Origin of the sequence: Gilvimarinus xylanilyticus, assembly GCF_024195295.1 — a bacterium.
Lineage (GTDB): Bacteria > Pseudomonadota > Gammaproteobacteria > Pseudomonadales > Cellvibrionaceae > Gilvimarinus > Gilvimarinus xylanilyticus.
Map to the genome: position 1 here is coordinate 1,002,708 of NZ_JAMFTH010000001.1, position 25,160 is coordinate 1,027,867.

Consider the following 25,160-nt stretch of genomic DNA (forward strand, 5'->3'; position numbering starts at 1 on the left):
GGATAGTTACAGCGGCAGAACTTCTAAGGTGGCAATGTATTTGCCACTGCGAGAGGTTGCCGGAGCCTTGGCATTATCGTCACCATACTCGGCCTCTAACCAATAGCGACCGGCGCGTGGCCACTCGACGTTGATCTTACCGTCGGAGTCGGTGGTCAGCTCCATAGACTCTTGCGAGTCACGATAGCGCATGCCGTCGGGAATAATGACAACCTCTACCCCTTCGGTTGCTTTTCCGTCCATAAAAAATTGCAGCTCCACCGGCTCACCGGTAAATAAATCATTGGGGTGAACCGAACTTTTCATTTCGAGCCCTTGGTTGCTTAATGCCAATACCGTGTCGGTTGGCGCGCCCGCCGTAATGAATGCTTCAAGCTTTGTGGCAGAGTGACTGACCTGCAGGTTCTTTGCTTGCTTGGGCACTTTTTTCTCGAAATCACCTGGCTCGGGCTTCTCGCCGCGGCCGGGCCAGAATTTACGTTCACCGTCTTCGGTTTCCCAGCGTGCGCGCAGGCCACTGGAGTCCATTAACACTTTGTAGGTGCCCTGCTCGGTTAAGTTTAAATCAAAAGTGGTGCGGTGCTTACCTTCGCTTACGTTAAGCATTTCACCAGTGCTGCCGTCGGGTTTCACCACACTTAAAAAATCGGCTTTAAGAGGAAAGTGATTGAAGTAAAAAATATCGTTGGATACCGCGGCATCGACCGTGACCCAAGGGTCGTCGCCCGATAATACCGTTGCTGCAGGCAGCACCCAAAAACGGTGCGCCTGGGCCGCCATGGGAAGAGTTAACGCCAGTACCAGCGCCAAAGAACGTTTAAATTTCATAACCGACTCCTGTGGTTTTATATTAAGGGGTAATGGTAAGTGTGATGGCGCCGAGCTCGCTGTCGCCCTGAGCGCTCAGGGTCTGAGTCTCGTCAGACGGCCAGCTGAAATCGACGCTCAGTAATTCGCGGCCACCGACTTCGCGCGCGGCCTCGACATACAAAACATAATCACCGGGGGTGAGCTGCTGTGCGACATGGGTAAGGCTGACCTCATACTCGCCGGGTTTGCGGGTTGCGCCGGTCACGCCATCAATGGGTACCTCTAACGAACGGCCGCTGCGACGCCACCAAAGGCGCATATCTTTGAGCCATTTCTCGCCCTCGCCATCGTCGTCAATCTGATACCAGACCGCGCCATTAGTGACGGCCTTATCGTCTTTATTCATGGCCCACACGGCCACATAGGGGCGGTGATATTCGGCAACGTTCATTTCTGGAATAGCGACAGATAATTGCATATCGGCGGCTAAGCTTTGGCCAGCACTAAAGCTGCCGGTTAGCAGCGCGAGGGGTAGAACATGTTTCAAGGACTTCATAGTGGTGTTGCTTCCTTGGCGTTAAGTTAATGAACAAATAAAACGATAATAATGACTGGAATAACCACGCCCAATGCGACCGCCGGCCAGGTACCGGGGCGATTGTTGCGCTGGCGAACCAACAGCCACAAACCCGTCAATGAAAACAGCACACAGGCGGCGGCGAATATATCGATAAACCAGCTCCAGGCTGCGCCGGTATTGCGGCCCTTATGAAGATCATTCAAATAAGCAATGGCGCCGCGGCTGGTTTTTTCGTAGAGCAAGTCGCCGGTGGTTAAATCCAGGCTTAGCCAGGCGTCACCGCCGGGCCTAGGCAGCGGCACGTAAACCTCATCGCCATACCATTCGGCCTCGGCGTTAGCGGGCAGGTAAACCCCCAGAGCGCGGCGAATTTGAATGCGTAAATCCCGTGACAAAGGCGCTGTATCGGAGTCGGGCAAGGCAATGTTTTGCAGTGCCTGTTCGGCTAATACGCCCTCTTTGCTCAGCGTGGATTTCTGCGCGGGTATCTGGTGCGCGTGATTCAGGGTAATACCCGTCACCGCAAACAGCAGCATCCCCACCAGACAAACCGCTGAGCTCACCCAATGCCATAACCTGACACTACCGAGTCGCATCGACACTTCCCCACCGCGCAACACTTACTCGCACTCTGTCCTCACTGGATTCATTGTTTTAGCTATTGACCATCTTTCTTAACGGGGCACTATCGCCTCTCGTACTTGCCGACTTAAAACAGCAACGCCATACACAAAACGCCCGGCGGTAGCCACCGGGCGCTCGATAATGATTCTCATTTTATGGATATTGCCAAACCAAAGCAATGCTTTCTCAAGCAAATACATTAATTTACCTTGGGTTAACGTCGACGCGAAATTTAACCATTTTGTGACACAAACAGTATTGATAACCGTTATCGTTTGTGTGAGTATGAACTCAGCTATATTGATGGTGACAAACTGGTAATCGTCGTTTGCGCGCAAAGCCTTAGCCCGCCGACACACCCATATCACCCCAGGAGGTATTCAATGAGTCACACACGTACCGAAAAAGACAGCATGGGCGAGCTTCAGGTGCCCATTGATGCACTCTATGGCGCCCAAACTCAGCGTGCGGTGAACAATTTCCCCATTAGCGGGCAGACGCTACCCGAGGGTTTTATTCGCGCTCTACTGCTGATTAAGTCCGCCGCTGCCGAGGCCAATCACGAGCTGGAAACCCTGGACGCAGAGGTAGCCGAGGCGATTGTGAACGCCTGCGCCAAGCTGCAAAAGGACCCGTCCCTTTTGCATCACTTTCCGGTGGATGTGTTTCAAACCGGCTCGGGCACCAGCTCAAATATGAATGCTAATGAAGTCTTGGCGACCCTGGCGAGCAAAAGCTGCGCCCAGACCATTAGCCCCAATGACCATGTTAACTGTGGCCAGAGCAGCAACGATGTGATTCCCACGGCGATTCATGTGAGTGCGAGCCTGGCCCTAGCGGAACAATTACTGCCCGCGCTTAACCATTTGGTTAGTACCTGTCGCGAAAAGGCCGAGGGCCTGGACGAGTACGTCAAAACCGGCCGTACTCACCTGATGGATGCCATGCCCGTGCGCATGAGCCAGCCTATTAACGCATGGGCCGACACCATGGAGCAGCATGCCGCTAACTTAGAGCACCTACAGGGCCAGCTGCAAAGCTTAGCGCAAGGTGGAACTGCGGTGGGCACCGGCATCAACGCCCACCCCAACTTTGCCGAGCGCTTTTGCCACAAGTTGAGTTTACACACCGGCCATATATTCACCCCCGCGCAAAACTTCTTTACCCATATCAGCACCCAGGACACCGCCGTCGCGCTTTCCGGACAGTTAAAAGGCGTCGCTGTCAGCTTGATTAAAATTGCCAATGATCTGCGCTGGATGAACTCTGGTCCCTTGGCGGGGCTGGGCGAGATAGAGCTGCAGGCCCTGCAACCCGGCTCATCCATTATGCCCGGCAAGGTGAACCCGGTAATTCCCGAAGCTGCGGTAATGGCGGGCTATCAAGTCATCGGCAATGACACGGCGATTGCTTTAGGCGGGCAATCGGGCAATTTCGAGCTTAACGTCAGCCTCCCACTGATCGCCCATAATTTGCTGAATAGCCTTACCCCGCTCAGTAACAGCTGCCGCTTGATGGCCGACAAGGCCATTGCCACGTTTAAAGTGAACGACGAGCGACTGCAAGAATCGGTAGCGCGCAACCCTATTTTAGTGACTGCCCTAAACCCGATTGTGGGCTATTTAAAAGCGGCGGAAATTGCCAAGGCTGCCTACGCCAGCAGACGCCCTATTATTGACGTCGCCAGCGAAATGACCGACCTCAGCCGCGAAGAGCTGAGCGAACTTCTCGACCCGCGTAAACTGACCGGTTAACGGAGCTTCTCATGGAAAAAAACACTGCCGCACTCAGCATTTCCCAGGCCTACTGGCAACAACCCATGGATACCGGCATGCTCGGTTGCCGCCTGCAGACACAGGCGCGTAAACATCTGCAAAAAAAGTGTTGGGCATTGGCGGTAAAAGATTACGCCGCCGCCCTTGAGGTGGCGGACACCATGTTGGCTGATCCGGTTACGCAAAAATTTGCCATAGAGCGTTATCTGCGAGCGGCGCTGGAGCTGATTTACGCGCTTCGCAAACATAAACCCGACACAGACTTATCTGAGTTGATTGAAACCGTAAAGCATCGCTTGCAGCCCCTGCTTGCCCCGCTGCCGGTCGAGGTAATGATTGCCCCGTTAATCGATGTGGCTTTCTCCCCAATTAGGGATGTGGATGAGTGGATTGATATGCTGTTGCACGACGATAATCCCGACCGCTCAGTGGCTCACTAATCGGCGCAAGCTCAATAGCAAAAGGCTATGCGGGTAACCTTGGGCAGGCCCACGCTTGATAACTATTATCGTTCGGCTTAGGATGCAGGGTAATTTCTACCTCCCACTCACAACCTTAATGATACCCGACGCAAAGAGGCTTAATATGCGCGCCGTAAAAAACCTTGCAACCCTGGCATTTTTTTCTTTGGCCAGTGTACCCGCTTTAGCACACTGGACCCTCGACTCGGAGCAATCTACGTTAAGTTATATCTCGGTAAAAAATGACACCATTGCCGAGGTTAACCAGTTCGAATCATTCTCCGCCGGTATTGACGATAGCGGCGCCGTAAATATTAGCGTTGATCTTGCCAGTGTTAACACCAACATTGATATCCGTGACCAACGTTTACGCGATATTTTATTTACTACCGCTGATTTTCCCGAAGCGAACATAAGCGCCCAGTTGGACGCCGACGCAATCGCCAACCTGAAAAAGAATGCCCCGCAAAATATCGATATAGACCTGCAGGTCGAGCTTCATGGCGAGAGCAAAACCTTGCCTGCACAATTGAGTGTCACCAAGTTCGATGAACACACCCTACTGGTTGCCACACGCGCCCCGGTTTTACTCAATGCAGCGGATTTCGCCCTGTTAGAAGGCCTTAAAGAGCTGCAATCCATTGCCGGACTTAACAGTATCCAGCCCGTTGTTCCAATCACCGGCGTATGGACTTTTACGCTGGAGCATTAATACAAGCGCACGCCAGGCCTCCTCGGGGGCCTGGGCAGCGTCATATAACAGCCCCTCCGCACCGAATTTCGCTTAGCGCCACTCTGGCTGCCCTGCGCCTCTACAAGCCACCATCCCACTACCGTGTCCGGCTGTGTCATCGCCAACAAAGTTATTGATAATTGTTATTGTTTGCATTAATCTACGCTCACTTTAACCCACAACCACCAACAGCATATTGGAGCGTAATAAAGCATGGCTGATATGATTGACGCGAATGTCGGTTTGATTTTTGGCACCGATACCGGCAACACCGAAGAGGTTGGCGAAAAAATTTCCGCAAGCCTGGCCGCTCACGGCGTTGTGGTCGAAATGCTCAACGTTACCGACACCTCACCTGAAGAGATTGAGGGGTTCGACTTTTTGATTATGGGAATTCCCACGTGGGATTTCGGCGGCATTCAGGAAGACTGGGAAGAGTTTGAGGAGCAGATTCTCGCCACCAAGCTTGCCGGTAAAACCGTCGCCCTATACGGCTTGGGTGATCAGCTCGGCTACGGTTTTTATTTCTTAGATGCCGTGGGTTGGTTAAACGAGCGTGTGCTGAAAGCCGGTGCCCAGGTTATCGGCCATTGGCCCACCCAGGGTTACGATTTTGATGAGTCCCTGGCTCTGAATGAGGCGCGCACGCACTTTGTGGGCCTGGGTATTGATGAAGACCAACAATTTGAGCTCACCGACGAGCGAGTGGAAGGCTGGGTCAATCAAATTATTGCGGAATACGCCAGTGCCAACGCCGCATAATCGCCCTCGTCAATTTTTATGCGCCCGACACAGGGCGCAGGTATTGCAAAGCCCGGCCCGCTGTCGGGCGTTGGTACAACGCCTGCGACGCGAAGCGCACGGCGCGTTGAACTCCGCAGACTGGCGCGAGGCCATCTCTTTTCTCGGCACCGCCTGCGAGAGTATTGAGCTACTGCTTGAGCGCGAGCGCATCGCTTCGGCGGATGTGAATTACTACCTACAACTGTCCCTCGAGCTTATCTATGCGTGCCGCAAATCCGATTACGCCATCCAGACTGATGTGCTTATCGAGCGGGTTAAGCGCTGTTTGGAACCCCACTATTCGCTCGAAGATAGCCACCGAATGCTAAAACCCCTGATTGATGTGTCTTTTTCCCCGCTGGCAGAGGTCGATGGCTGGATGCAGACCATTCAAGCCATGAACGAGCGCTCTTATCGCGTATTGCATTAGCAACTACCTAGTGGCAAAAGCCAGGTATTTTCAACCTCTGCTCCCCTTACCCTCTGAACGTCTGTAAACCTTTGGCATACGACAATGCCTCATAATGAAAATTGTTATCGCCTGCATTCAAGGTTAAGATAACGCCTCAAGAAGAGGCTCTGACATGTCCGCAAAACCATCTCTTTTCAGCTCACCCAAGTGTCGCCTGCTGGCTTGCCTGCTGGGCGCATTGATTGCCGCCACCCTTGTTACCGCAGGCGCTGGCACCTATCTGCCGTTTAACGATATTGATCGCATTGGCGTGCCTATTTTGCTCTTCCCGGTCACCTGGACGCTGTTGTTTTTGTATGCGGCCATGGCCTCGAAACTGTGGCACGTCTGGCTGGTATTGACGCTGCTGAGCCTGATTCATATCGGCCTTGTCTATCGACATTTAGCAGGATAAATATGCAAAGAGATACCACCAAAAAGTTCTATATTGTCCACAGTTGGCTGGGGGCTGTTACCGGCATTTTGCTTTTTATTGTCGCTTTTACCGGCGCACTGTCGGTGTTCGGTCATCCCGAGTTAAAGATATGGGCGACCCCCGAGATTCGCGGCAATGTGGTCCATGATTACCAAAGTATCGATTACCTACTGCAACAGCATGCGCGGCGGGTTGATCCGGATTACCTGGATCACATCGGGGTCACCCTGCCCGGCGCCTCCAGTGCCAAACAACTCAGCTTTAGTTTTGCCAAAGAAACCCATCTGGAAAATGGCGGCCACGAACACCACCTCATTGTATACAACCACCACCCGCAAACCCTGGAATTACAAAGCACATTTACCGGTACTAGCGAAGAGTGGTTTGCGCAGCGATCCGGTGATATGGCCAATTTTATGACCACCTTTCATGCCGACTTGCACCTGGGCAACCCCTGGGGATTGGTGCTCACCGGCTTACTCGGGCTCACCTTGTTTGCATCGGTCATAACCGGGGTATTGATCCACCGCAAAATTCTTAAAGACCTTTTTAGCTTCCGCCCCTTTCGCAGTTTGCGCCTGCTGTTTACCGATACCCATAAAGTCCTCGGTGTCTGGGGGCTGTTATTTCACGGCGTCATTGGCTTTACCGGCGCATTTCTGGGATTGGTACTCGTGCTTTTGGTTCCGGTCGCAGCGTTTGTCAGCTTTGCCGGTGATCAGGAAAAACTGGTAGAGACTTTTTTACCCGAGCCCGAGCCCGCACTCACTGGTGAGCCCGCCACACCTCAGTACGCCTCGGTGATGGAATCTTTTAGCCGCAACCATCCTAACCTAACCATTCTGGACACCGACATACATGGCTGGGGCGACAGCGGAGCGCTTTTCGCCATTAACACCTCAGGGGGAAACACTCTTTCGGCCTTTGTAACCCATGAAATCAATGCCATCAGTGGCGAGCCTGTGGCCGCCTACAGCACTTTCGGGCGCCACGACAGTGTCTCGGGCACCATGCTGGATGCGATGTACCCATTGCACTTTGGCGATTTTGGCGGCTTGTTGGTTAAGGTTATTTGGGCGCTACTGGGAATAGGCACGGCACTGGTGGCGGTAACGGGCATGATGATTTGGGTGGAAAGGCGAGCCTACGGCCCCGAAGGCAGCTTATCGGTGGCCGCTTATCAGCGGGTAAGCCGCTTTACCGTGGGCAGTTGTATGGGGCTGGTAATCGCCAGCTTGGCTCTGTTTTACGGCCAGCTTTTGCTGAACGTGCCTGGCCCGCAAATGAATTTTTGGCTGGGGGTCATCTTTTTTACCACTTGGTCCGCCATACTGTTCTACGCGCTGATCCGACGAAATAGCTATCGAACCATCAAAGCGCTGTTTGCCCTGTGCGGGCTGCAAGCCCTCGGGGTTCCTTTAGTGAACGCCATAAGCACCGGCGACGCCCTGCCGCTGGCGCTGATGAACGGCAAACACGTCACCGCGGGTGTCGATCTGAGCTTGCTACTGGTCGCCGGGATCTGCCTCTGGTCAGCGCGCAAACTGCCCAGCGAGCGTCCCGCCAGTGGCCGCTTCACGCGCGCGGCGCAACCCCAGTCTAACGCTTTAACAATGGAGCAAACCCCGTCATGAAAAGCGTGTTGATATTACTGTCGCTGCTGGCCAGCTGCGCCGTTATTATTTTGTGGATGCGCAGCAGACATTCCCAGGCGCGCATCTACCCGGCTTTGGCCTTAATCGCTCTGGGTGTGGGTATCGCGGCTCTTATTCCTTACTTTGGTAGCCCCCGCGCCGTTTTTATCGCTTTGGGGGCAACCTCTCTGGCCGGTTGTATTATTGTGATCGCTAAACCGCTGATAAGTCGAAACGCACCTTAAAACGGCAAAAAAAACGGAGCCATTTTATAGTGGCTCCGTTTTTTATCGGCTTGGTTTGTGGTTTAGAAACGATAATCCAAACTTACTCCCCATTGGCGCGGCGCGCCCAAAGTGACAGAGGGCGGCGTTCCTACATTGGCAAGCTCCACATACTCTTCATCCAACAGGTTGGTTACCGTTGCGTAGAGCGCGACCTGATCCCACTCGTATCCCAGTTTGGCATTGACCAGGGTGCGGGCATCGTTTTGCGGATCAAAGCCCGGGTCTCCCTCAGTCAAACCATTGGCGTAGGGGTTCACCGCCACGATAGAGCTATCGGCATAGTTGGCGTTCACGCTGGCAAACAAGCCACTCGCGGCGCGGTAGCTCGCGCCAATATTGGCCGTCCATTCGGGCGCCCGGGGAAATGCCCGGCCCGCCAGATCATAAGTTGCCGTGGGCTGCACAATAGTAAACTCATCGAACTCGGTGTGCGAATAACCTAAGCCACCAAACACCTGCAGCGCTTCGGTCACGGCATAGTTCAGCTCAAGCTCAAACCCTTCGACGGTCGAGCTGCCTGCATTCTGTGTTTCGGTGTCATAAGAGTTACCCGACAACTGAACCGCAATCTGTTGATCTTGCCAATCGATAAAAAACACATTGGCGTTGGCGGTCAGGGCGCCATCCAACCAAGCGGTACGCAGGGCCAGTTCGTAGTTGTCGGTGAACTCTGGCTGGTAAGTAAAAATAGAGCCACGAGCCACATTGGTCCCTACCCCGCCCGAGCGGTAACCCTCTTGATAAGTAAAACTTAGACTGACGTCATCGGTAAAACGATAAGTGGTCCCGAGCTTGGGCAGCCATTCATCAAAACTCGCATCGGACGGCGGTTCGGTGCCAGAGGCGTCGTCTACCATTTGATAGAGCTGCGCATTAATACCCGTAATCAGCATGGCAAACTGAGGGTTGGCAGCATAGTCGGCCGGGTTGGGTAATAAATCTTCGTTATCGATGGTGTACAGCGTATCACTGGCGTTGCGCTGCTCTTCTTTATCCCAGCGCAAGCCGCCGAATATATCCCAGTTGTCGGTCAGGCGAAAAGTCAGGTCGGTAAACACCGCTTGGGTTTCCACGCCTTGCTCTAGTTTTGAATAGGTGCCCAAGCGGACCGGATCGATAGGCGCGTAGAGTGACAGCACCGTATCCGCGGTGGCTTGATCCAATCCAATACCACCGTATTCGGGCGGCGTTACTAACAATGTGGGCAGACCGGTTTGCTGTATGGTTAAGCTGCGTTGGCCGTTGGCTTCATCCACCACATCCAAGTCCGAATAATAAGCGCCTACAACACCGCTTAAGCGCTCAAACTCCATCACCAGGCGAAACTCCTGACTCAGGGTTTCATCCACACGATCATCGATTAACACTGACAGTGGTTCCGCGGTCGCATCGCCATCCCACTCGTAACCGTATTGGGAATCGGAATAGCTGGTAATCGACATCAACTCCAGATTGTCATTGATGCGGTAATCGAGGTTCAGCGTGGTGATGTCGGCATCGTTTTTTTCAAAGGTCGGATCGTTAAAGGTGACGATTCGGTGATCGAAATCGCTACCGCCCTGCTCCGGATTAGGTTCGGTCCAGCGCACGCCATATTCGGTTTCGGTGCGGGTAAAGCTTAAAAGCGCCGACAGATCTTCGGTGGGCTCAAACAACAGCTTACCGCGGTAGGTGTTGTTATTGTTAAAGTCGGGGTGATCGCCGCGAGTGATATTATCGTTAATGCCATCAAAGTCGTATTGCTCGGCACTGACACGGAATGCTAAGACGTCATCAATAAGCGCACCGCCGCCGGCAAATGCCAGCTGCTGCTTGCCGTATTCTCCCGCGCCCAAACGCAACTTACCTTCCCACTCGTAGGTAGGATCTTGAGTGTTCACCACAATGGCGCCGGCGAGCGAGTTGCGCCCCTGCAAGGTCGACTGAGGGCCTCGCAGCACCTCTACCTGGGAGACGTCCCAGGTTAAAAAGCCGCTTTTTTGGATTGCGCGATAAGGTAAAGGAGCACCGTCGACATAGACACTGGCCAGATAACTATTGCCGCCACCGGATACGTTGAAAGCATCAATGCCCCGGATACTAAAACCGCTGCCCAAGGTACCGTGCACATTGGGCACCCGGTCTAGCAGGCCGTAAAAACTGTCGATTTGCTGATCTTCCATAAACCCTTCGGTCAATACTGCCACACTGGCCGGAGTATCTTGCAGCGAGCGCTCGACCTTTTGTCCCGTAACCACCAGCTCCTCGGCTTTGGGTATGGATTCTTCGGTTTGCGCTTGAGCGCACAGTGATGTGATCAGGCAGCCGAGCACGCAAGTCGACTTCATCGGAAAGGCTGTATTAGACATGATATTGGTTTCCCCCATAAAACCACCTAAAGATAATGATATTAATTATCACATGTAATACAATCCGCAACAACCAAATTGGAAGCACTAGCGGGGCACGCGGAAAGCCTGGTAATCCAAGGAGCACAGTCAAAATGTCGGGGGCTAAGCGAAAAAGTGTAGGAATAGTGGCCTATTTCTAACTTTCTCAAAGCTTACTGAATCCTGCTCCCGCTCCTCGCCGAGATTCATGTGGGTGACGCAGCAGCGGGCGTTTTGTTGAGTGAAGGGTTACATGACTTTCCGCGTGACTCACTAGATCACCGAACCGAAAAGCAAGCTGACTTAAGGAGAAGCTGTGGGAATTGTGGTTAAACCCAAAAATCGCCGCCGCTATTCGGCAGAATTTAAACGCGAAACACTGGCCCTTGTGGACCAAGGAATGGCACCCGCCCAGGTGGCCCGTCAACAGGGGATTCGCGAAGCCAATATTTATCGCTGGCGCCGCGAACTGGAAACCCCGGCCGCCGCTGAGCTGGAGCGCGCTTACGCCGAAATAGCCCAGCTAAAGGATGAAAACGCCCGCCTACGAGCCGCTCTCGAACGCCAGAAAGTGCCTTAACGGAGCGCAGGCGCGCTTGGCGTATGCACCAAGAGCGCGCGTTTCTCGGCCGTTGCGGGCCCGACACCCACCCGAGGCATCGGCTAGCCGCTCTTAATGTCACACGCCCGGAACAAACTTTTTCTATACTTGCCACCGGCACGTCTGATGCTTGTTAATTCAGACCCCGCAGTCGTCATTAGGGAAAGTTTATGAAGCGGCAAAACGATACTCTGGAACGCATTTACCAAGAGATTAAACAAGTCGTTCTATCTCGACAGCACCCTGTGTCGGGGCTTTTACCCGCCAGCACAGCCATCACCGCTCACGGCGATTACACCGATGCCTGGGTGCGCGATAACGTCTATTCGATTATCTGTGTCTGGGCGCTGGCCCGAGCCATGGCGCGCGCGGGCCAGAAAAACCGTGCCGATACGCTGAATCAGTCGTGCATTAAGCTGATGCGCGGATTATTACAGTCGATGATGCGCCAATCGCCCAAGGTGGAGAAGTTTAAACACACCCTCGACCCAGTGGACGCACTGCACGCCAAATACGATACCGCCAGTGGTATGCCGGTGGTCGCCGATGACGCCTGGGGCCACCTGCAAATTGACGCGACCTCGATATTTTTATTAATGCTGGCGCAAATGTCGGCCACCGGGCTTCGCATTGTCTGTACCGAAAGCGAAGTGGATTTTGTGCAAAACCTCGTGTACTACATTTCCAGTGCTTACCGGACTCCGGATTTTGGTATCTGGGAGCGCGGAAACAAGATCAATAACGGCCTCACGGAAATTAACGCCAGCTCCGTAGGCATGGCTAAAGCCGCGATGCAGGCGCTGGACGGCCTGAATCTGTTCGGGCCCGACGCCAGTCGGCGGGCTGTGATTCACGTCATTCCCGACGCCATCTCCCTGTCGCGCAATACCTTGGGGGCACTGCTGCCGCGCGAATCACTGTCCAAAGAGGTGGACAGCGCCCTGCTTTCGATTATCGGTTTTCCGGCCTTCGCGGTGGGCCGCCCCGAACTGTTGACCAAAACCCGCGACACCATTTTATCGAAGCTGGGCGGCGACTGGGGCTGCAAGCGCTTTTTATGGGATGGCCACCAAACCGCCATCGAGGAGAGCTCGCGCCTTTACTACGAACACTCAGAGCTGGCCACCTTTGAACATATTGAGTCCGAGTGGCCGCTGTTTTACTGTTTTTTGTACTTAAACGCCCTATTCGACGAGCTGGATACCACCGCCAATCACTACCGCCGTAAAATTGAATCGCTTATGGTGAGCAAGGACGGTGTGGGGTTAATTCCCGAGCTTTACTATTTACCTCGCGAAAATATCGCGGCGGAAAAGAAAAAGCCCCGCTCCCAGGCGCGCCTGCCCAACGACAATATTCCGCTGGTCTGGGCACAAAGTTTGTATTACACCGGATTACTGCTGGACGAAGGGTATATCGCCACCACGGATCTGGACCCCTTGCACATCCGCCGCCGCGCGACGCGCTTCTCCCGAGCGCAGATTGCCCTGGTAGTGCTGGCCGAAAACGACGAAGTGAAAACCACCCTGTCGCAAAACGGGGTTATTGCCGAGTCCTTGGAAGACATTAAACCGATCAATGTGATTACCGCACCACACCTGATGGACGCTTTTACCCAGGTGGGCGCAAACACCGCACTGGGGTTAAGCGGTCGCCCCAGGCGCCGCCTGCAAAGCCTCGCGACCTCGCACACTTACCGTATCAATGGTAAAACCTGTTTGTGTTTATCCTGGCTGCAAAGCGAGGTGTTTGATTACCGCGTCTACGATGCCGAGTTTCTCAGCGAGCTGCTGATTGCAGAAGTCACACATATTCGCAAACACTGGACCGATGCCGAAGTCGCGGTGTTTACCCTGAAGGTCAACGCCAGCATTTGCGCGATTCCCAATGCGGGGCTGTTTTTTCAAACCTTGAAAGACCTGCAGCTGCGCACCACCCATGAGCATGTGGGCAATGCCTCGGCGAGCCTTGCAGTGCGCGCCTCGCGTGTGACTAAGCTGATTCTGCCGGACTACTGTTTGGTGCCGATAAGCACAAGCCACGGCACGCCACAGACCTGCCCGCAAATACCAACGGACGCCCTGCCCCCAGAGATGGCTAAATTGCAGCAACTCGCTACCAGCGACTCTTCCGCATCCGAACTGGCGGAGGGCTTTGCCCAGATTCTGGATTCTGAAAGTCTGGATAAGCCGGTGAGTCAGGACCATTCGGTAAGGGATGTATTGGCCGATTTGTATCGCTACGCGCGCCACTGTAACCACTGGGCGTTGTGCCGTTTGTGTTTTGCCTATCTCGATTACGGCCATCAGGATCTGGCCGATAGCTTAACGCTACTGGCGGCGCGGCATTTAAAAATTGCGCTGGGCGATAGCGCCGATGCCGAACTGTTGATCAACTCGGGGCTGGGCAATCAGGAAATACTGGATGGATTGGATAAGGTTTTCCAAAACCCCCTCGAGCGTTCCTTGGCGCAGGAAGTGATCATCGCCGTGGGCGCGCTGCTTCGCACCCAACCCTATTTGTTTGATGGTCTGCGCTCTATACAGCTGCACAACTTTATGCTGCTGTGCTCTCACTACCCACAAAACGACAGTGAATCCCCGATAGAATGGTTAGCCAGCCAACCGCCCGTGTATTTGTATAAAAAGCTCCGCCAGGTTTTCGATTCGCAGCGCAAGGTATTCTCCCAGGGCGTTAACCACAGCTTTCACTTAGACAATGAGCAAACAAGCTTACTCAGCGACAGTGATGCGGTCGCCGCCAACGCGGTAGATGCCGACTGGTTTGAGTGGCGCTTGGCACGAGGATTTATTACCCGCTTTGACGATAAGTTTTTGACCGCCATCTGGAAAAGCCTGGCTAATGCCAAGACCCTGGTGATCGGCGACAGCAGCAGCGACAGCCAAATCGATTGCGAGCTGGTTCGCAGCTCCATGACGCCCGGCGAAGAGAGCTTTGCCCAGCTGATCGATGAGCTGACCCAGCCTCTGCACCCCAGCTATTTTAAAAGTGCCGTGGTCGAAGCGTTACTGGCGTTTACCCTGTTTTGCGAACGTCACCCCAAGGTTTACTTTGATCAACCCGTGGTCTTTAGCCGCCTGCTGGAAGACGCCGCCTTGCACTGGGCGGAACAAGCGCAGCAGTCCAGCGAAGGGGGACGCTACCTGGATGCACTGATTCAGCAATCGCCCCGAGTGCTGCAAACCGCGGTTCTGGATGAGTTAAAGCACTATGCTGGCTCATAGCCCTTTTATGACCCCTTCGGAATCCGGCCTATAAATGCTGAGCTAAGGCATTCGTGCTTTGGCCTGGGAGAGAACTGTTCGAGACACGCCGTAAACACATCCCTGTAGACCGTCAAAAAGGTCCGTATTTTTGACGGTCTCAAACAGCCTTCTCGCCGGCTTTAAATAACCTGCCACTGGAGGATAACCAAAAACCCCATGGGTTATTTCGGGTAGAGGTTACCGGTATACTTTGCCTGCCCAAAGACTTCCAGGTACTAGCCTTTCATGAGTGTTTATCACCCAAGCGCCAAACCCGTTGTTGAACCTATTCCCTACAGCGACAGTGGCGCCACCTACTTTGCGCAAATACGCCATCTAGACCTACCCATTTGGCTGGACAGCTGCCACCCCTACACTCAACAGGGCCGCTTTGACATCATCGCGGCCAGCCCGACGGTCGAACTGGTTACCCGAGGTGGGCTTACGCAAATCACCGAACACGACGCTAAGCGGCAATGGGAAAGCGCGGAAGACCCATTTCAACTACTGCAAAACGCCATGCCCCAAGCCTGTGCCAAGGCCCGCGCGGACGGCCAAATACTGCCTTTTTGCGGCGGTGCGCTGGGGTATTTTGGCTATGACCTAGCCCGTCGGCTGGAGTCGATTCCCTCTGTCGCGGCCGAAGATTTATCCCTGCCCGATATGCACCTGGGAATCTACCCCTGGGCTATCGTGCTGGATCACCATAAGCAAAAAGCTTGGTTAACTGGCTTACCTGATACAGAATTGAGCTCAGTTCGGGCACTTATAACGGCGGAAACAAAGTTAAAGTCAATTCTAGAAAACACAAATGAATCTTTTAAAATCAGTCACTTCAAGAGCACTATTAACAAAAAGGATTATATTGAAAAATTCGATATTGTTCATAATCACATCCGTGAGGGCAACTGCTACCAGATCAATCTGACCCAGCGCTTTAGCGCCGGCTACACAGGCGATCTCTACCCCGCTTATCTGGCACTTCGCGAAGCCTCCCCCGCCCCTTTTGCTGGCTTTATGCAGCTGCCGCAAGGGGCGGTTCTCAGTCTGTCGCCCGAGCGTTTTATCGCCTGCGACGGCACCCGCGCCACCACCAGTCCCATTAAGGGCACAGTGGCGCGAAGCCTCAATCCCGACGAGGACCAAACTAACGCCCAACGCTTGCTGGCCAGTGAAAAAGATCGCGCCGAGAACTTGATGATTGTGGATTTGCTGCGCAATGACTTCAGCCGCTGCTGCTCCCAGGTGACCACCCCAGAGCTGTTTGCTCTGCAGAGCTTCGCCAATGTGCATCACTTAGTCAGCCGGGTGGAGGGCGTACTCAAGCCCGAGCAAACGCCCATTAAGCTTCTGCGGGCAGCGTTTCCCGGCGGCTCTATCACGGGCGCACCCAAGGTTCGCGCGATGCAGATTATCGAATCGCTGGAGAGCCACCGCCGCGGTGTCTATTGCGGCAGTCTGGGCTACATCAGTGCCTGCGGCAACATGGACACCAGCATCACCATTCGCACCCTAAGCGGCGACGGAGAAAAACTGGTGTGCTGGGGCGGCGGCGGGATTGTGGCCGACTCGACGGCCGATTCAGAGTACGAAGAGAGTATTACCAAAGTGCGCCTGCTGATGCGCACTTTGGAGGAGGCTTTTGCCTAGGGCCTGTTAACACTAATTAGATGCAGCCTGTTGCGACTAAAAATTTGCCAATCAAGGCGCGAGGAGAGTGGTTTGGTCACTCCAAATGAACGACGAGCAACGCAGAGTGGCGGATTTTTAGCCGCAACCCGAAGGGCTGGAGCCAGTTTTGCCCCCAGCGTTGTTGCCGATCACTTATTTGGAACAACCAAACTGCGCTCACGGCGCCTAGCTGGAGACAAAGCTGGTTTCCAGCAGGCGCATTTAATTAGTGTTAACAGGCCCTAGACTAAGCGACTGCCGATTAGCAGTAACAATCCGCCAATCACCACCCACTTAGCGGTGTAGTAAAACGTGCGGTTTTTCTTCTTTACCGACTTCAAGAAACGCTGATAGCCGAGCAGGCCCTGCCCCAACTTGTTGCCAATACCCGAGTTTGAGGCATCCACATTGTCAATCTTAAACAGACCATTAAAAAAGCGGCCAAAATACCAATAGCCCTTCTGTACGAATCCCAGCTTTAAGGGCCGATCGATATCGGTCATTAAAATAACGCGCGGTGTCTCTGTGTCGTTATAGGCGCTGTGCAGATAGGTTTCATCGAAGATAATGCTGTCGCCATCGCGCCAGGGGTAGTGGAAATCATCAATCTGCAGACCGCATTTTTCACTATTGGGGGTGCTTAACCCTAAAGAATAACGCAGTGTATAGGCAAAGGGGTCGTGGTGCTGATTAAGCTTTTTGCCCGGATTGAGCACTGCAAAGAGTGCCAGGTTCAGATAAGGCACCTGATCCAGCAGCTCCATGGTCTTGGGGGCCAGCTCACGGGCCGAGGGTATGTCATGATCGTAGAGCTTTAGGTAAAAGCTGGTCCAGCGATTATCTTTGTAAAAGCTACTGGCAGGCAAATCATCTTTAGTGGTGATTTTGCCGCCCTGGTATAAAGCCAGAGCCTCGTCTCGAATCACTTCCCAGTTCTGCTCAATCACGTCCAGCTCCGGGAAATGCTCTTTGGATACCCGCGGGGTTGTGGGCACCTTGCTAAGGCCATAGGCCGGCAGGTTAAACGGCACCATAAAGGTGGAAAAATCCGTCATTTGCCGGCTTAGGGGGAAAGTGACCCGGTTGCGGGTACGAACGAAGGCTATGCAGCCAATGTATATTGCAATACAGGTAAGGATGACGCCCATAGCCTGTTGACCTCTTGATTACTGGTGTCGCATCTGGGCGCGTATGATACGCAAAACCGTCAATCCGACCAAGCACTAGCCGGTGTTTTACTCGAAAGCGCTGGCCGAGTCGCCCTTTAAAAGCTCCTGCCGCTCGCGCTCATACTGGTCATAGCTTTTTGCCACTCGCTCACGACACTCGGCTTGTGTACTTATGGGTTCTTTGTCGCACTGCCAGCGCTGATCATTCTGGGCGTTGTCGTAAATAGCCTTATGACTGCAGGCGGCCAGCACTGCGAGCAAAATCAACCCTGTGAATTTAGTCACCTTCATACTCCAATAGCGCGTGGGTCTGAATATTCCGAGCTTGGAGCCGCCCCAGGCCGCCAAGTTCCGGCAAGGCAACCACAAAACTGGCCGCGACCACCTCGGCACCCAGTTTTTGCGCCAAGTCCGTGGCCGCCATAGCGGTGCCGCCGGTGGCAATCAAATCATCCAGCAGCAGAACCCGCTCGCCCGGTTTAATGGCATCCACATGAAGGCAAAGCATATCCTTGCCGTACTCAAGCTCATAGGTTTGGGCGATCACTTTACGGGGCAACTTGCCCGGCTTGCGCGCCATGACCATGCCCGCCCCCAGAGCGACGGCTACGGCGCCCCCAAAGATAAAACCGCGCGCCTCAATAGCCAGAACTTTTTGAATACCGGCATCGGCAAAGGGCGCGGCTAGCTGTTCGCAGGCCTCGGCAAATGCCTGGGGATTTTCGACCAAGGAGGTAATATCGCGAAATTGCACTCCGGGCGAGGGGTAATCGGAAATGGTGGTAATCGCTTGCTCAAGCCTATTCATAATTCGTGGCACAGGGTTGTAGATCGAAAACAAAAAAGGCGAGGTATTAACCCCGCCTTTTCGGCTAATCAGCTAGGCTGATTAAGAGAACGTGCACCGTAAAATTTACAGTACTACGATGTTCTCAGCCTGAGGACCTTTTTGGCCTTGAGTTACGGTGAACTCAACTTTTTGGCCTTCGGCCAGGGTTTTGAAACCCGAGCCAACAATAGCGCTGAAGTGAGCAAAAACGTCTGGACCAGACTCTTGCTCGATAAAACCAAAACCTTTCGCTTCGTTAAACCACTTAACAGTGCCAGTAACAGTAGACATAGTCTATTCCTTTTCAATCAATGAGTAAGCCTTGATAGGCGATTGGTGCTAAAAGTGTTGCTATTACTTATGACAAAAAGACCAGAACTGTAGAAACTACTGTTGCTAAGGTTGGGCATAAATATAGGACATACTTTCAAGCGTATTTGAGTATATACCCCTGTCAACCCAAGTCAACACACTCGCCGAGGAAAGTTTAACCTTGTTCACGCTTGCATAAAGTCATGCCAATGCCGCCCAAAATAACCGCCGCCGCCACCGCAAAACTGGCTGTTACAGGCTCCGAAATTAACACCATTCCCATAACTGCTGTCCACACCGGAACACTCAGCTGCACGGCCCCTGTTTGAGCCGCCGTCAAAAACGGTAAAACCCGATACCAAAGCGCATAGCCAAGCCCCGAGGTCAAAGCCCCCGAGACGACCGCAAGCCCTACTCCACGCCAATCCCAGTGCGCCTGTAACCCGATCACGAGCAACAGTGGAAGCCCCAGGATAACCGCCATTTGAAAGCTGGCTGCGGTGGTCTGCAACGCCGCCCCTGACACCTTGCCGCGCATGGTAAATACACCCCAGGCAACGCCTGCGCACAACATCAGTGCAAAGCCACTGAGCGAGGGTCGTGATGCGGCCGGTAACAACCAGCCACACAAGCCGGCAAATGCCAGTGCTGCGCCGGCAAGCTCGAGTCGACTGAACCTCGTGCCTTGCCAACGCGCCCAACTAAAAATAGTAAGCTGAACCGCAGCAAACAAAATTAGCGCCCCCTCCGCCGCTCCCAGGGACCGATACGCATAGGAAAAAAATAATGCGTACAAAAAAAGCGAAACAGCATTAGGCCACCGCCCGCGCCAGGTCAGTCTGCCAGGCTTGGCCACCAAAATTGACAGCATTAACGCGCCACTAAACAGGCGAATAAAGCTGAAGCTGGCCGGGTCGATCAAAGGCTCCGACAGAGCCAGACGGCAGAGAATGGAATTGCCGGCAAAAGCCAGCATAGCCACCAGAGTTAAAAGCGCGATATTAGCGAAGCGCAAAGCAGCACCACAGGGTTAGAGGTATTGGGGCCCGTCAGTATTTCGGTATCGGCTAAGAGATTGCCGATAGGACGATGAATAACGCTTTAGCACAAGCGTCACTGCGCCGCCCTGAACAGGCGGCACATAGCCAGGTTACAGGCTCAGGTCACGATTACTCGCTTTAATAAACGCCTGTTTAAGCTCAGCAAAATTGTGCGCGGCCGGGAACTGGGGAAACTCGTCAATGACATTTTGCGGGGCGTGGAACAAAATGCCGGCATCCGCTTCTCCGAGCATAGTAGTGTCGTTGTAAGAGTCACCCGCGGCGATAATCCGGTAATACAGGGTTTTTAACGCCAGTACCGATTGACGTTTGGGGTCTTTCTGACGCAAGTGGTAGTTAATCACTCGGCCATTGTCGTCGGTTTCCAGGCGGTGGCACAGCAGCGTCGGGAAACCCAACTGGCGCATAAGAGGCTGAGAGAACTCATAGAAGGTATCTGACAGAATAATTACCTGAAAGCGCTCGCGCAGCCAGTTGATAAAATCTACCGCGCCGTCCAGAGGCTCAAGCGTGGCGATAACCTCCTGAATTTCATTCAGGCCCAGGTTGTTTTCTTCCAGAATGCGCAGGCGCTGACGCATCAGCACATCGTAATCGGGAATATCCCGAGTGGTGTCTTTGAGCGCGTCAATACCGGTCTTTTCGGCGAATTTAATCCAGATTTCTGGTACCAGTACACCTTCTAAGTCTAAGCATGCGAGTTCCACAGCCAAATCCCCTAGTTTTCAAGTCAATAAAAGATCGCGAATCTACCCTGCCCGACGCGGAAAAGCAACGTACACCATACGAGCTGTTATAAGGTAATGCCGCAAATCTATTGGGCAGCATGGCGCGGCTTTGCTATGATTTGCACCCCAAAAGCGCCGCAGAGCGATCCCCGAAACAACCGTGTCAGCAGGAATCCCGGAATGAGTGACAGCATTGCCATCACCGATATTGAACAAGAACTTGAGGGCAAAAGCCCGCACAGCATCATGCGCTATGCGCTGGAGCACTACGACAATATCGCCATCTCTTTCAGTGGCGCCGAAGATGTCGTGTTGATTGATATTGCCAGCCGTATTCGCCCGGATGTAGGGGTATTCTGCCTGGACACTGGCCGCCTGCACCCGGAAACCTACCAGTTTATTGAAAAAGTGCGCCAGCACTATGGTATCGAGATTGACGTGGTATCGCCCGACGGTGAAGCGGTACGCAAGCTTGTGCGCGAGAAAGGCCTGTTTAGCTTTTATCAGGATACCCACAAAGAGTGTTGCGGTATCCGTAAAATCGCCCCGCTGCGCAAAAAGCTGTTGGAGGTAGACGCCTGGATTACCGGTCAGCGCAAAGATCAAAGCCCCGGCACCCGTGCGGACATTCCAGTCATTCAGGACGACAAAGCCTTTGCCCGCGAAGGTGACCGGCTTACCAAGTTTAACCCGTTGGCGAACTGGAGCTCGGAAGAGGTCTGGGCCTATATTCGCGCCTACGAGGTGCCCTACAATCCACTTCACGATCGTGGCTTTATCTCGATTGGCTGCGAACCCTGCACCAAGCCCGTAGGCCCAGGCCAGCACGAGCGCGAAGGCCGCTGGTGGTGGGAAGAGGAAACCAAAAAAGAGTGCGGCTTACACGCCAGCAATATCGAGTAGTGCGATGAAAATCACTCTGGTCAAAAAAATACTGCCCGACGGTCGCCCGTGCCGCAAATGCGTCGATGTGCAGGAAAAGCTAGAACGCTCAGGGCATATTGATCGGATTGACGAGGTTCTGGAGGCCCATGAGAGCGACCCTCAAAGCCCAGGAATGCTACTGGCTAAGGAGCATGAGGTTAACCGGGCGCCCTTCTTTATCGTCGAGCAGGCGGGCGAGCCTCCCCAGATTTACACGGTGTATATGAAATTTTTGCTCGAGGTGTTAGAGCCTTAACCCGGGCAGGAGACCCCGGTACCGCCCAATCCACAATAACCACCCGGATTCTTCGCCAGATATTGCTGATGGTAGGTTTCCGCGTAGTAAAACTCGGGGGTGGGCAAGATTTCAGTGGTGATCTCTCCCAATCCCTTAGCTTTAAGCGCTTGCTGGTAGCGCTCGCGGCTTTGCTCAGCCTCGGTTATCTGTTCGGCCAGAGGCAAATACAAGCCCGAGCGGTATTGGGTGCCGCGATCATTGCCCTGCCCCATTCCCTGAGTGGGGTCATGGGACTCCCAGAACACTTTTAACAACTCGGCAAAACGGATATCGCCGGGCTTATAAACCACCAACACGACTTCGTTGTGACCTGTCTGGCCGGTACACACTTCTTCATAGGTAGGATTGGGAGTAAAGCCGGCGGCGTACCCCACCGCCGTCGTGTAGACTCCATCAAGCTGCCAAAAACATCGCTCCGCGCCCCAAAAGCAGCCCATTCCCAGTATCAACCACTGGGTATCCTCGGGAAACGGCGGCTTAATAGAGTGCCCGTTAACATAATGCTGTGGCTCAACCGCCAGCGGCTCGCTGCGCCCGGGTAAGGCTTCTTCGGGCGTGGGCATTTGCAATTTCTTTGGGGTAAAAAACATAGTCTTAACCTTTTGCCTGTAGGTTCACCACCACTCGCCCGCGCCCGCTTCCTTTAAGCATGGCAGCCAGCAGCTCTGGCACCTGAGTGAGTTCGACCTCGCGTATTATCAGCGCTTCCTGCTCAGCAGTGAGAGGCACTGCGGCCAAAGACTGCCAGAGCGCCCGCTTTGTCTCGAGTGGCTGCTCTACCGAGTCGATTCCCAGCAGTGAAACCCCGCGTAAAATAAACGGAAAGACGTTCCCCTCAAGCTCGGGCCCCAAGGCCAAGCCACAATTGGCAATGGCGCCCTCGGGCGCCGTCGCTTTTAACACATTAACCAGCGCAGCGCCGCCCAGAGAATCCAGGCCGCAGTCCCACTCGGGCTTAAGCAAGGGCTTTGGCGATGATTTAAGCAAATCCTCGGCGGGTAAGCATTGGCTCGCGCCAAGCTGGGTAAGGCGATCGAACTCCTGCGCTTTACCCGTTACTGCAGTCACGGAGTAGCCCGCGTGAGCGGCCAAGAGCACGGCCAGAGAACCGACCGCACCCGAGGCTCCGGTGACCACAAAGCGGCGCCCCGCGACCTCTGGCTGAAGCTTTTGAATTTTTTGCATCGCCATAGCGGCCGTCAGCCCGGCAGTGCCATAGAGCATGGCGTTGCGCAGGCTTAAATCGTCGGGGCAGACAGATACCCATTGGGCGGGTACCCGACAGTATTCGGCTAAGCCGCCGGGAGTGTTCATACCAAAGTCATAGCCGCTGATCAGCACTCGCTGGCCCGGAGCGAAGACTCCAGACGGGTCTTGCTCGACCACCCCCGCGGCATCAATGCCTGGGGTGTGAGGAAACGTCCGGGTAACCCCTGGGTTGCCTGCGGCACTGAGCGCGTCTTTATAATTGAGGCAGGAGTAGTAAACCTTAATCAGAACCCCCTCTGACCCCAGCTCGCCAAGAGGGAGTCGAGCCACCTCGCAGTGGAAATCGTCGGGGGATTGTTGCGTAACGCGCAGTGCTTGGTAATGTGTCATATAACGCCTCGGCCCTACCCGCTGCAAATATTTAGAACCACCGGTTCGGCTGCATCCGTGAAAGCCAGCGCAACAACACTTTATCAAGGCTAGCTTCGGCGGCCAGTCCCAGACGTTCCGGCAGTGTCTTTTTGTGCGCGTAAGTGACTTCGAAAATATCCGCATCCGGGTGTTGGTTTAACAGATAACCATCGCTGGTGATCACTTCGTCAATCAAGCGAATATCCAGCGCTCGCTTACCATACCAGACCTCGCCGGTGGCCACTTGTTCCACTTCCACCTGGGGGCGGTTCTCGGCGACAAACTCTTTAAACAGTACGTGGGTTTGTTCCAAATCGTCGGTAAATTTCTCGCGCCCTTTATCGGTGTTTTCGCCAAACATGGTAACCGTGCGTTTGTATTCACCGGCGGTGTACATTTCAAAGTCGATATTGTTTTTCTTCAACAGGCGATGAAAGTTAGGCAGCTGCGCCACCACGCCAATAGAGCCCAAAATGGCAAAGGGGGCAGCGACGATTTTATCGGCTACGCAGGCCATCATATACCCGCCGCTGGCGGCGACTTTATCGACACTCACGGTTAGGGGGATGCCCCGCTCTTTGATGCGGCTGAGCTGACTGGCCGCCAGGCCATAGCTGTGCACCATACCGCCGCCGCTTTCCAGGCGTACCAACACTTCGTCCTGAGATTCGGCCAGCCCCAGCACTGCGGTAATTTCCTCGCGCAAATTATTGCCCGCGGATGCTTTGATATCGCCATCAAAGTTCAAAACGTAAAGCCGCTTTTTACGCTCAGCGCCCGGCTCAAGTTCGGTTTTGGCACTTTTGTCTTTACGCTTGCGCGCCTTTTCGCGTTTTTTCTTTAACTTGTTCTCAAGTTTTAACGCGGTCGAATCTAAAACGGCCGACTTAATTGTCTCGGTATAGTCGTCCAGTTTTTCGTTCACTTTGGTGACTTCGATATGCCCGTCGGAGTCAGGACGGTTTTTACTATTAGCGACAAGCGCTAATACCACCGCAATAGCGATTAATACCGTAACCGCCTTGGCTAAAAACAAACCGTACTCGATAATAAATTCCAAAAATCACACTCCTGCTATGTTTATTTCCAGTCTCCGACGGCGTCGCGCGCGGCGTCGTTGACTGGCCGTGAAATTAATCCCGCACCGCTTAAACGAATATCAAACACGGCGCCATCGGCCATAGGCAAATAGGTGGCGCTTCCGTAAACGGTATCGACGATGGGTAGTTGCTGTTTGGCTTCGCGCAGCCAGCGCCAGACGTCCACGCCCATAGGGCTTTCACTAAATGCGTAGACACTGGGCGGTTCGCGGCGCTCTTGCTCAAGGGAATAGTAGCGCCCCGACAGTCGATCTAAACGGTAACCGGGTTTTATACCTAACTGCAGCAATGGGCCTTTCCATTTAACAATACGGGCATCTAGCTGCCATTGATCACCTTTTAGGGTATACGCCTGTTCGTCCTCTTCGGGTATGGCCACCAACACCTCATACTCTTGGCTAGCTTTTTGGGTAAAGCTTACGGTGGCGACGGTCTGCTCACCCTGGATTTGGCGGTAGCTGAAAATGTCCAGGGCGATAAAGGCAAAAAATACCGCCAGGGCCAAAAGTGCCAGGCCAAACATGCCCCGCAGCCACCCCATAATCCAGGAATCTTTCCATAACAGTCGGGCCGCCATATAGGCCACCAACAGGCAAATAAGTGCGGCTGCCACAGCGATTGCGCTATAAACCACGAGC

27 protein-coding genes are annotated in these 25,160 nt (G+C 53.8%); 13 read left to right on the forward strand and 14 right to left on the reverse strand.

Going from position 1 to position 25,160, the window contains the following annotated elements; genetic code table 11:
• Window positions 1–6: 6 nt before the first annotated feature.
• Genes M6D89_RS04190 through M6D89_RS04200 form a run of 3 tightly spaced genes read right to left on the reverse strand, consistent with a single transcriptional unit; the run spans window position 7 to window position 1,986 of the window.
• Complete coding sequence (locus M6D89_RS04190) at window positions 7–828, reverse strand: DUF4198 domain-containing protein (protein WP_253966770.1); 822 nt, start codon at window positions 826–828, stop codon at window positions 7–9.
• Window positions 829–850: 22 nt separating this feature from the next.
• Window positions 851–1,366, reverse strand: coding sequence for a DUF2271 domain-containing protein (locus tag M6D89_RS04195; protein WP_253966771.1), 516 nt, complete (start codon window positions 1,364–1,366; stop codon window positions 851–853).
• A gap of 26 nt (window positions 1,367–1,392) precedes the next feature.
• On the reverse strand, window positions 1,393–1,986 hold the full coding sequence (locus tag M6D89_RS04200) for a PepSY-associated TM helix domain-containing protein (protein ID WP_254722096.1): 594 nt from the start codon (window positions 1,984–1,986) through the stop codon (window positions 1,393–1,395).
• A gap of 411 nt (window positions 1,987–2,397) precedes the next feature.
• Between M6D89_RS04200 and M6D89_RS04205 the strand changes: the two genes are divergently transcribed.
• The 8 genes from M6D89_RS04205 to M6D89_RS04240 all read left to right on the forward strand — a co-directional run bounded on the left by M6D89_RS04205 (window position 2,398) and on the right by M6D89_RS04240 (window position 8,532).
• The gene (locus tag M6D89_RS04205) at window positions 2,398–3,768 is read left to right on the forward strand and encodes a class II fumarate hydratase (protein ID WP_253966773.1); all 1,371 of its coding nucleotides are present in this window, start codon (window positions 2,398–2,400) and stop codon (window positions 3,766–3,768) included.
• A gap of 11 nt (window positions 3,769–3,779) precedes the next feature.
• A complete protein-coding gene (locus M6D89_RS04210; protein WP_253966774.1) occupies window positions 3,780–4,229 on the forward strand; it encodes a hypothetical protein in 450 nt (149 codons plus the stop codon).
• A gap of 145 nt (window positions 4,230–4,374) precedes the next feature.
• Window positions 4,375–4,962 carry a YceI family protein gene (locus M6D89_RS04215; RefSeq protein WP_253966775.1) on the forward strand — a complete coding sequence of 196 codons (588 nt, stop codon included), beginning with the start codon at window positions 4,375–4,377 and terminating at the stop codon, window positions 4,960–4,962.
• Window positions 4,963–5,196: 234 nt separating this feature from the next.
• Window positions 5,197–5,745 (forward strand): flavodoxin, encoded by a 549-nt coding sequence (locus M6D89_RS04220; protein ID WP_253966776.1) that lies wholly within the window; start codon window positions 5,197–5,199, stop codon window positions 5,743–5,745.
• Window positions 5,746–5,788: 43 nt separating this feature from the next.
• Window positions 5,789–6,196 carry a hypothetical protein gene (locus M6D89_RS04225; RefSeq protein WP_253966777.1) on the forward strand — a complete coding sequence of 136 codons (408 nt, stop codon included), beginning with the start codon at window positions 5,789–5,791 and terminating at the stop codon, window positions 6,194–6,196.
• 154 nt (window positions 6,197–6,350) lie between these two features.
• On the forward strand, window positions 6,351–6,632 hold the full coding sequence (locus tag M6D89_RS04230; RefSeq protein ID WP_253966778.1) for a hypothetical protein: 282 nt from the start codon (window positions 6,351–6,353) through the stop codon (window positions 6,630–6,632).
• A gap of 2 nt (window positions 6,633–6,634) precedes the next feature.
• Complete coding sequence (locus tag M6D89_RS04235) at window positions 6,635–8,287, forward strand: PepSY-associated TM helix domain-containing protein (RefSeq protein ID WP_253966779.1); 1,653 nt, start codon at window positions 6,635–6,637, stop codon at window positions 8,285–8,287.
• Window positions 8,284–8,532 carry a hypothetical protein gene (locus tag M6D89_RS04240; protein ID WP_253966780.1) on the forward strand — a complete coding sequence of 83 codons (249 nt, stop codon included), beginning with the start codon at window positions 8,284–8,286 and terminating at the stop codon, window positions 8,530–8,532. The genes M6D89_RS04235 and M6D89_RS04240 overlap by 4 nt, the downstream gene beginning before the upstream one ends.
• 62 nt (window positions 8,533–8,594) lie before the next feature.
• Here the strand turns inward: M6D89_RS04240 and M6D89_RS04245 are convergent, their stop codons facing one another.
• On the reverse strand, window positions 8,595–10,922 hold the full coding sequence (locus tag M6D89_RS04245) for a TonB-dependent receptor (protein WP_253966781.1): 2,328 nt from the start codon (window positions 10,920–10,922) through the stop codon (window positions 8,595–8,597).
• Window positions 10,923–11,259: 337 nt separating this feature from the next.
• Here M6D89_RS04245 and M6D89_RS04250 point away from each other — a divergent pair, with 337 nt between their 5' ends.
• From M6D89_RS04250 to pabB, 3 genes are all read left to right on the forward strand, one after another.
• Window positions 11,260–11,523 (forward strand): transposase, encoded by a 264-nt coding sequence (locus tag M6D89_RS04250; protein ID WP_253966782.1) that lies wholly within the window; start codon window positions 11,260–11,262, stop codon window positions 11,521–11,523.
• A gap of 191 nt (window positions 11,524–11,714) precedes the next feature.
• Window positions 11,715–14,789, forward strand: a complete 3,075-nt coding sequence (locus M6D89_RS04255) for a phosphorylase b kinase regulatory subunit alpha/beta (RefSeq protein WP_253966783.1) — start codon at window positions 11,715–11,717, stop codon at window positions 14,787–14,789.
• A gap of 267 nt (window positions 14,790–15,056) precedes the next feature.
• A complete protein-coding gene (gene pabB / locus M6D89_RS04260) occupies window positions 15,057–16,460 on the forward strand; it encodes an aminodeoxychorismate synthase component I (protein WP_253966784.1) in 1,404 nt (467 codons plus the stop codon).
• Between the two features lie 263 nt (window positions 16,461–16,723).
• Here pabB and M6D89_RS04265 read toward each other — a convergent pair whose 3' ends face one another.
• From M6D89_RS04265 to thrH, 6 genes are all read right to left on the reverse strand, one after another.
• Window positions 16,724–17,629, reverse strand: coding sequence for an aspartyl/asparaginyl beta-hydroxylase domain-containing protein (locus M6D89_RS04265; protein ID WP_253966785.1), 906 nt, complete (start codon window positions 17,627–17,629; stop codon window positions 16,724–16,726).
• Between the two features lie 87 nt (window positions 17,630–17,716).
• Window positions 17,717–17,935, reverse strand: coding sequence for a hypothetical protein (locus M6D89_RS04270; RefSeq protein ID WP_253966786.1), 219 nt, complete (start codon window positions 17,933–17,935; stop codon window positions 17,717–17,719).
• Window positions 17,928–18,458, reverse strand: a complete 531-nt coding sequence (locus tag M6D89_RS04275) for an adenine phosphoribosyltransferase (RefSeq protein WP_253966787.1) — start codon at window positions 18,456–18,458, stop codon at window positions 17,928–17,930. The genes M6D89_RS04270 and M6D89_RS04275 overlap by 8 nt, the downstream gene beginning before the upstream one ends.
• Before the next feature lie 105 nt (window positions 18,459–18,563).
• Complete coding sequence (locus M6D89_RS04280) at window positions 18,564–18,770, reverse strand: cold-shock protein (RefSeq protein ID WP_020209639.1); 207 nt, start codon at window positions 18,768–18,770, stop codon at window positions 18,564–18,566.
• Between the two features lie 196 nt (window positions 18,771–18,966).
• Window positions 18,967–19,806, reverse strand: coding sequence for a DMT family transporter (locus M6D89_RS04285; protein WP_253966788.1), 840 nt, complete (start codon window positions 19,804–19,806; stop codon window positions 18,967–18,969).
• 135 nt (window positions 19,807–19,941) lie between these two features.
• The gene (thrH, locus tag M6D89_RS04290; protein ID WP_253966789.1) at window positions 19,942–20,559 is read right to left on the reverse strand and encodes a bifunctional phosphoserine phosphatase/homoserine phosphotransferase ThrH; all 618 of its coding nucleotides are present in this window, start codon (window positions 20,557–20,559) and stop codon (window positions 19,942–19,944) included.
• A 201-nt stretch (window positions 20,560–20,760) separates the two neighbouring features.
• Here thrH and M6D89_RS04295 point away from each other — a divergent pair, with 201 nt between their 5' ends.
• Both M6D89_RS04295 and M6D89_RS04300 read left to right on the forward strand, forming a co-directional pair.
• Complete coding sequence (locus M6D89_RS04295) at window positions 20,761–21,483, forward strand: phosphoadenylyl-sulfate reductase (RefSeq protein WP_253966790.1); 723 nt, start codon at window positions 20,761–20,763, stop codon at window positions 21,481–21,483.
• 4 nt (window positions 21,484–21,487) lie between these two features.
• On the forward strand, window positions 21,488–21,760 hold the full coding sequence (locus M6D89_RS04300) for a hypothetical protein (RefSeq protein WP_253966791.1): 273 nt from the start codon (window positions 21,488–21,490) through the stop codon (window positions 21,758–21,760).
• On the opposite strand, the gene msrA is transcribed toward M6D89_RS04300, so the two are convergent.
• The 4 genes from msrA to M6D89_RS04320 are packed head-to-tail and all read right to left on the reverse strand — an operon-like array spanning window position 21,757 to window position 25,156.
• Entirely contained in the window at window positions 21,757–22,392 is a 636-nt protein-coding gene (gene msrA, locus M6D89_RS04305) for a peptide-methionine (S)-S-oxide reductase MsrA (RefSeq protein ID WP_253966792.1), read from the reverse strand. The genes M6D89_RS04300 and msrA overlap by 4 nt on opposite strands.
• A 4-nt stretch (window positions 22,393–22,396) precedes the next feature.
• On the reverse strand, window positions 22,397–23,401 hold the full coding sequence (locus M6D89_RS04310) for a YhdH/YhfP family quinone oxidoreductase (protein WP_253966793.1): 1,005 nt from the start codon (window positions 23,399–23,401) through the stop codon (window positions 22,397–22,399).
• A 31-nt stretch (window positions 23,402–23,432) separates the two neighbouring features.
• Window positions 23,433–24,482 (reverse strand): protease SohB, encoded by a 1,050-nt coding sequence (sohB, locus tag M6D89_RS04315; protein ID WP_253966794.1) that lies wholly within the window; start codon window positions 24,480–24,482, stop codon window positions 23,433–23,435.
• Window positions 24,483–24,502: 20 nt separating this feature from the next.
• Window positions 24,503–25,156, reverse strand: coding sequence for a cation/multidrug efflux pump (locus M6D89_RS04320; protein WP_253966795.1), 654 nt, complete (start codon window positions 25,154–25,156; stop codon window positions 24,503–24,505).
• Window positions 25,157–25,160: the final 4 nt, after the last annotated feature.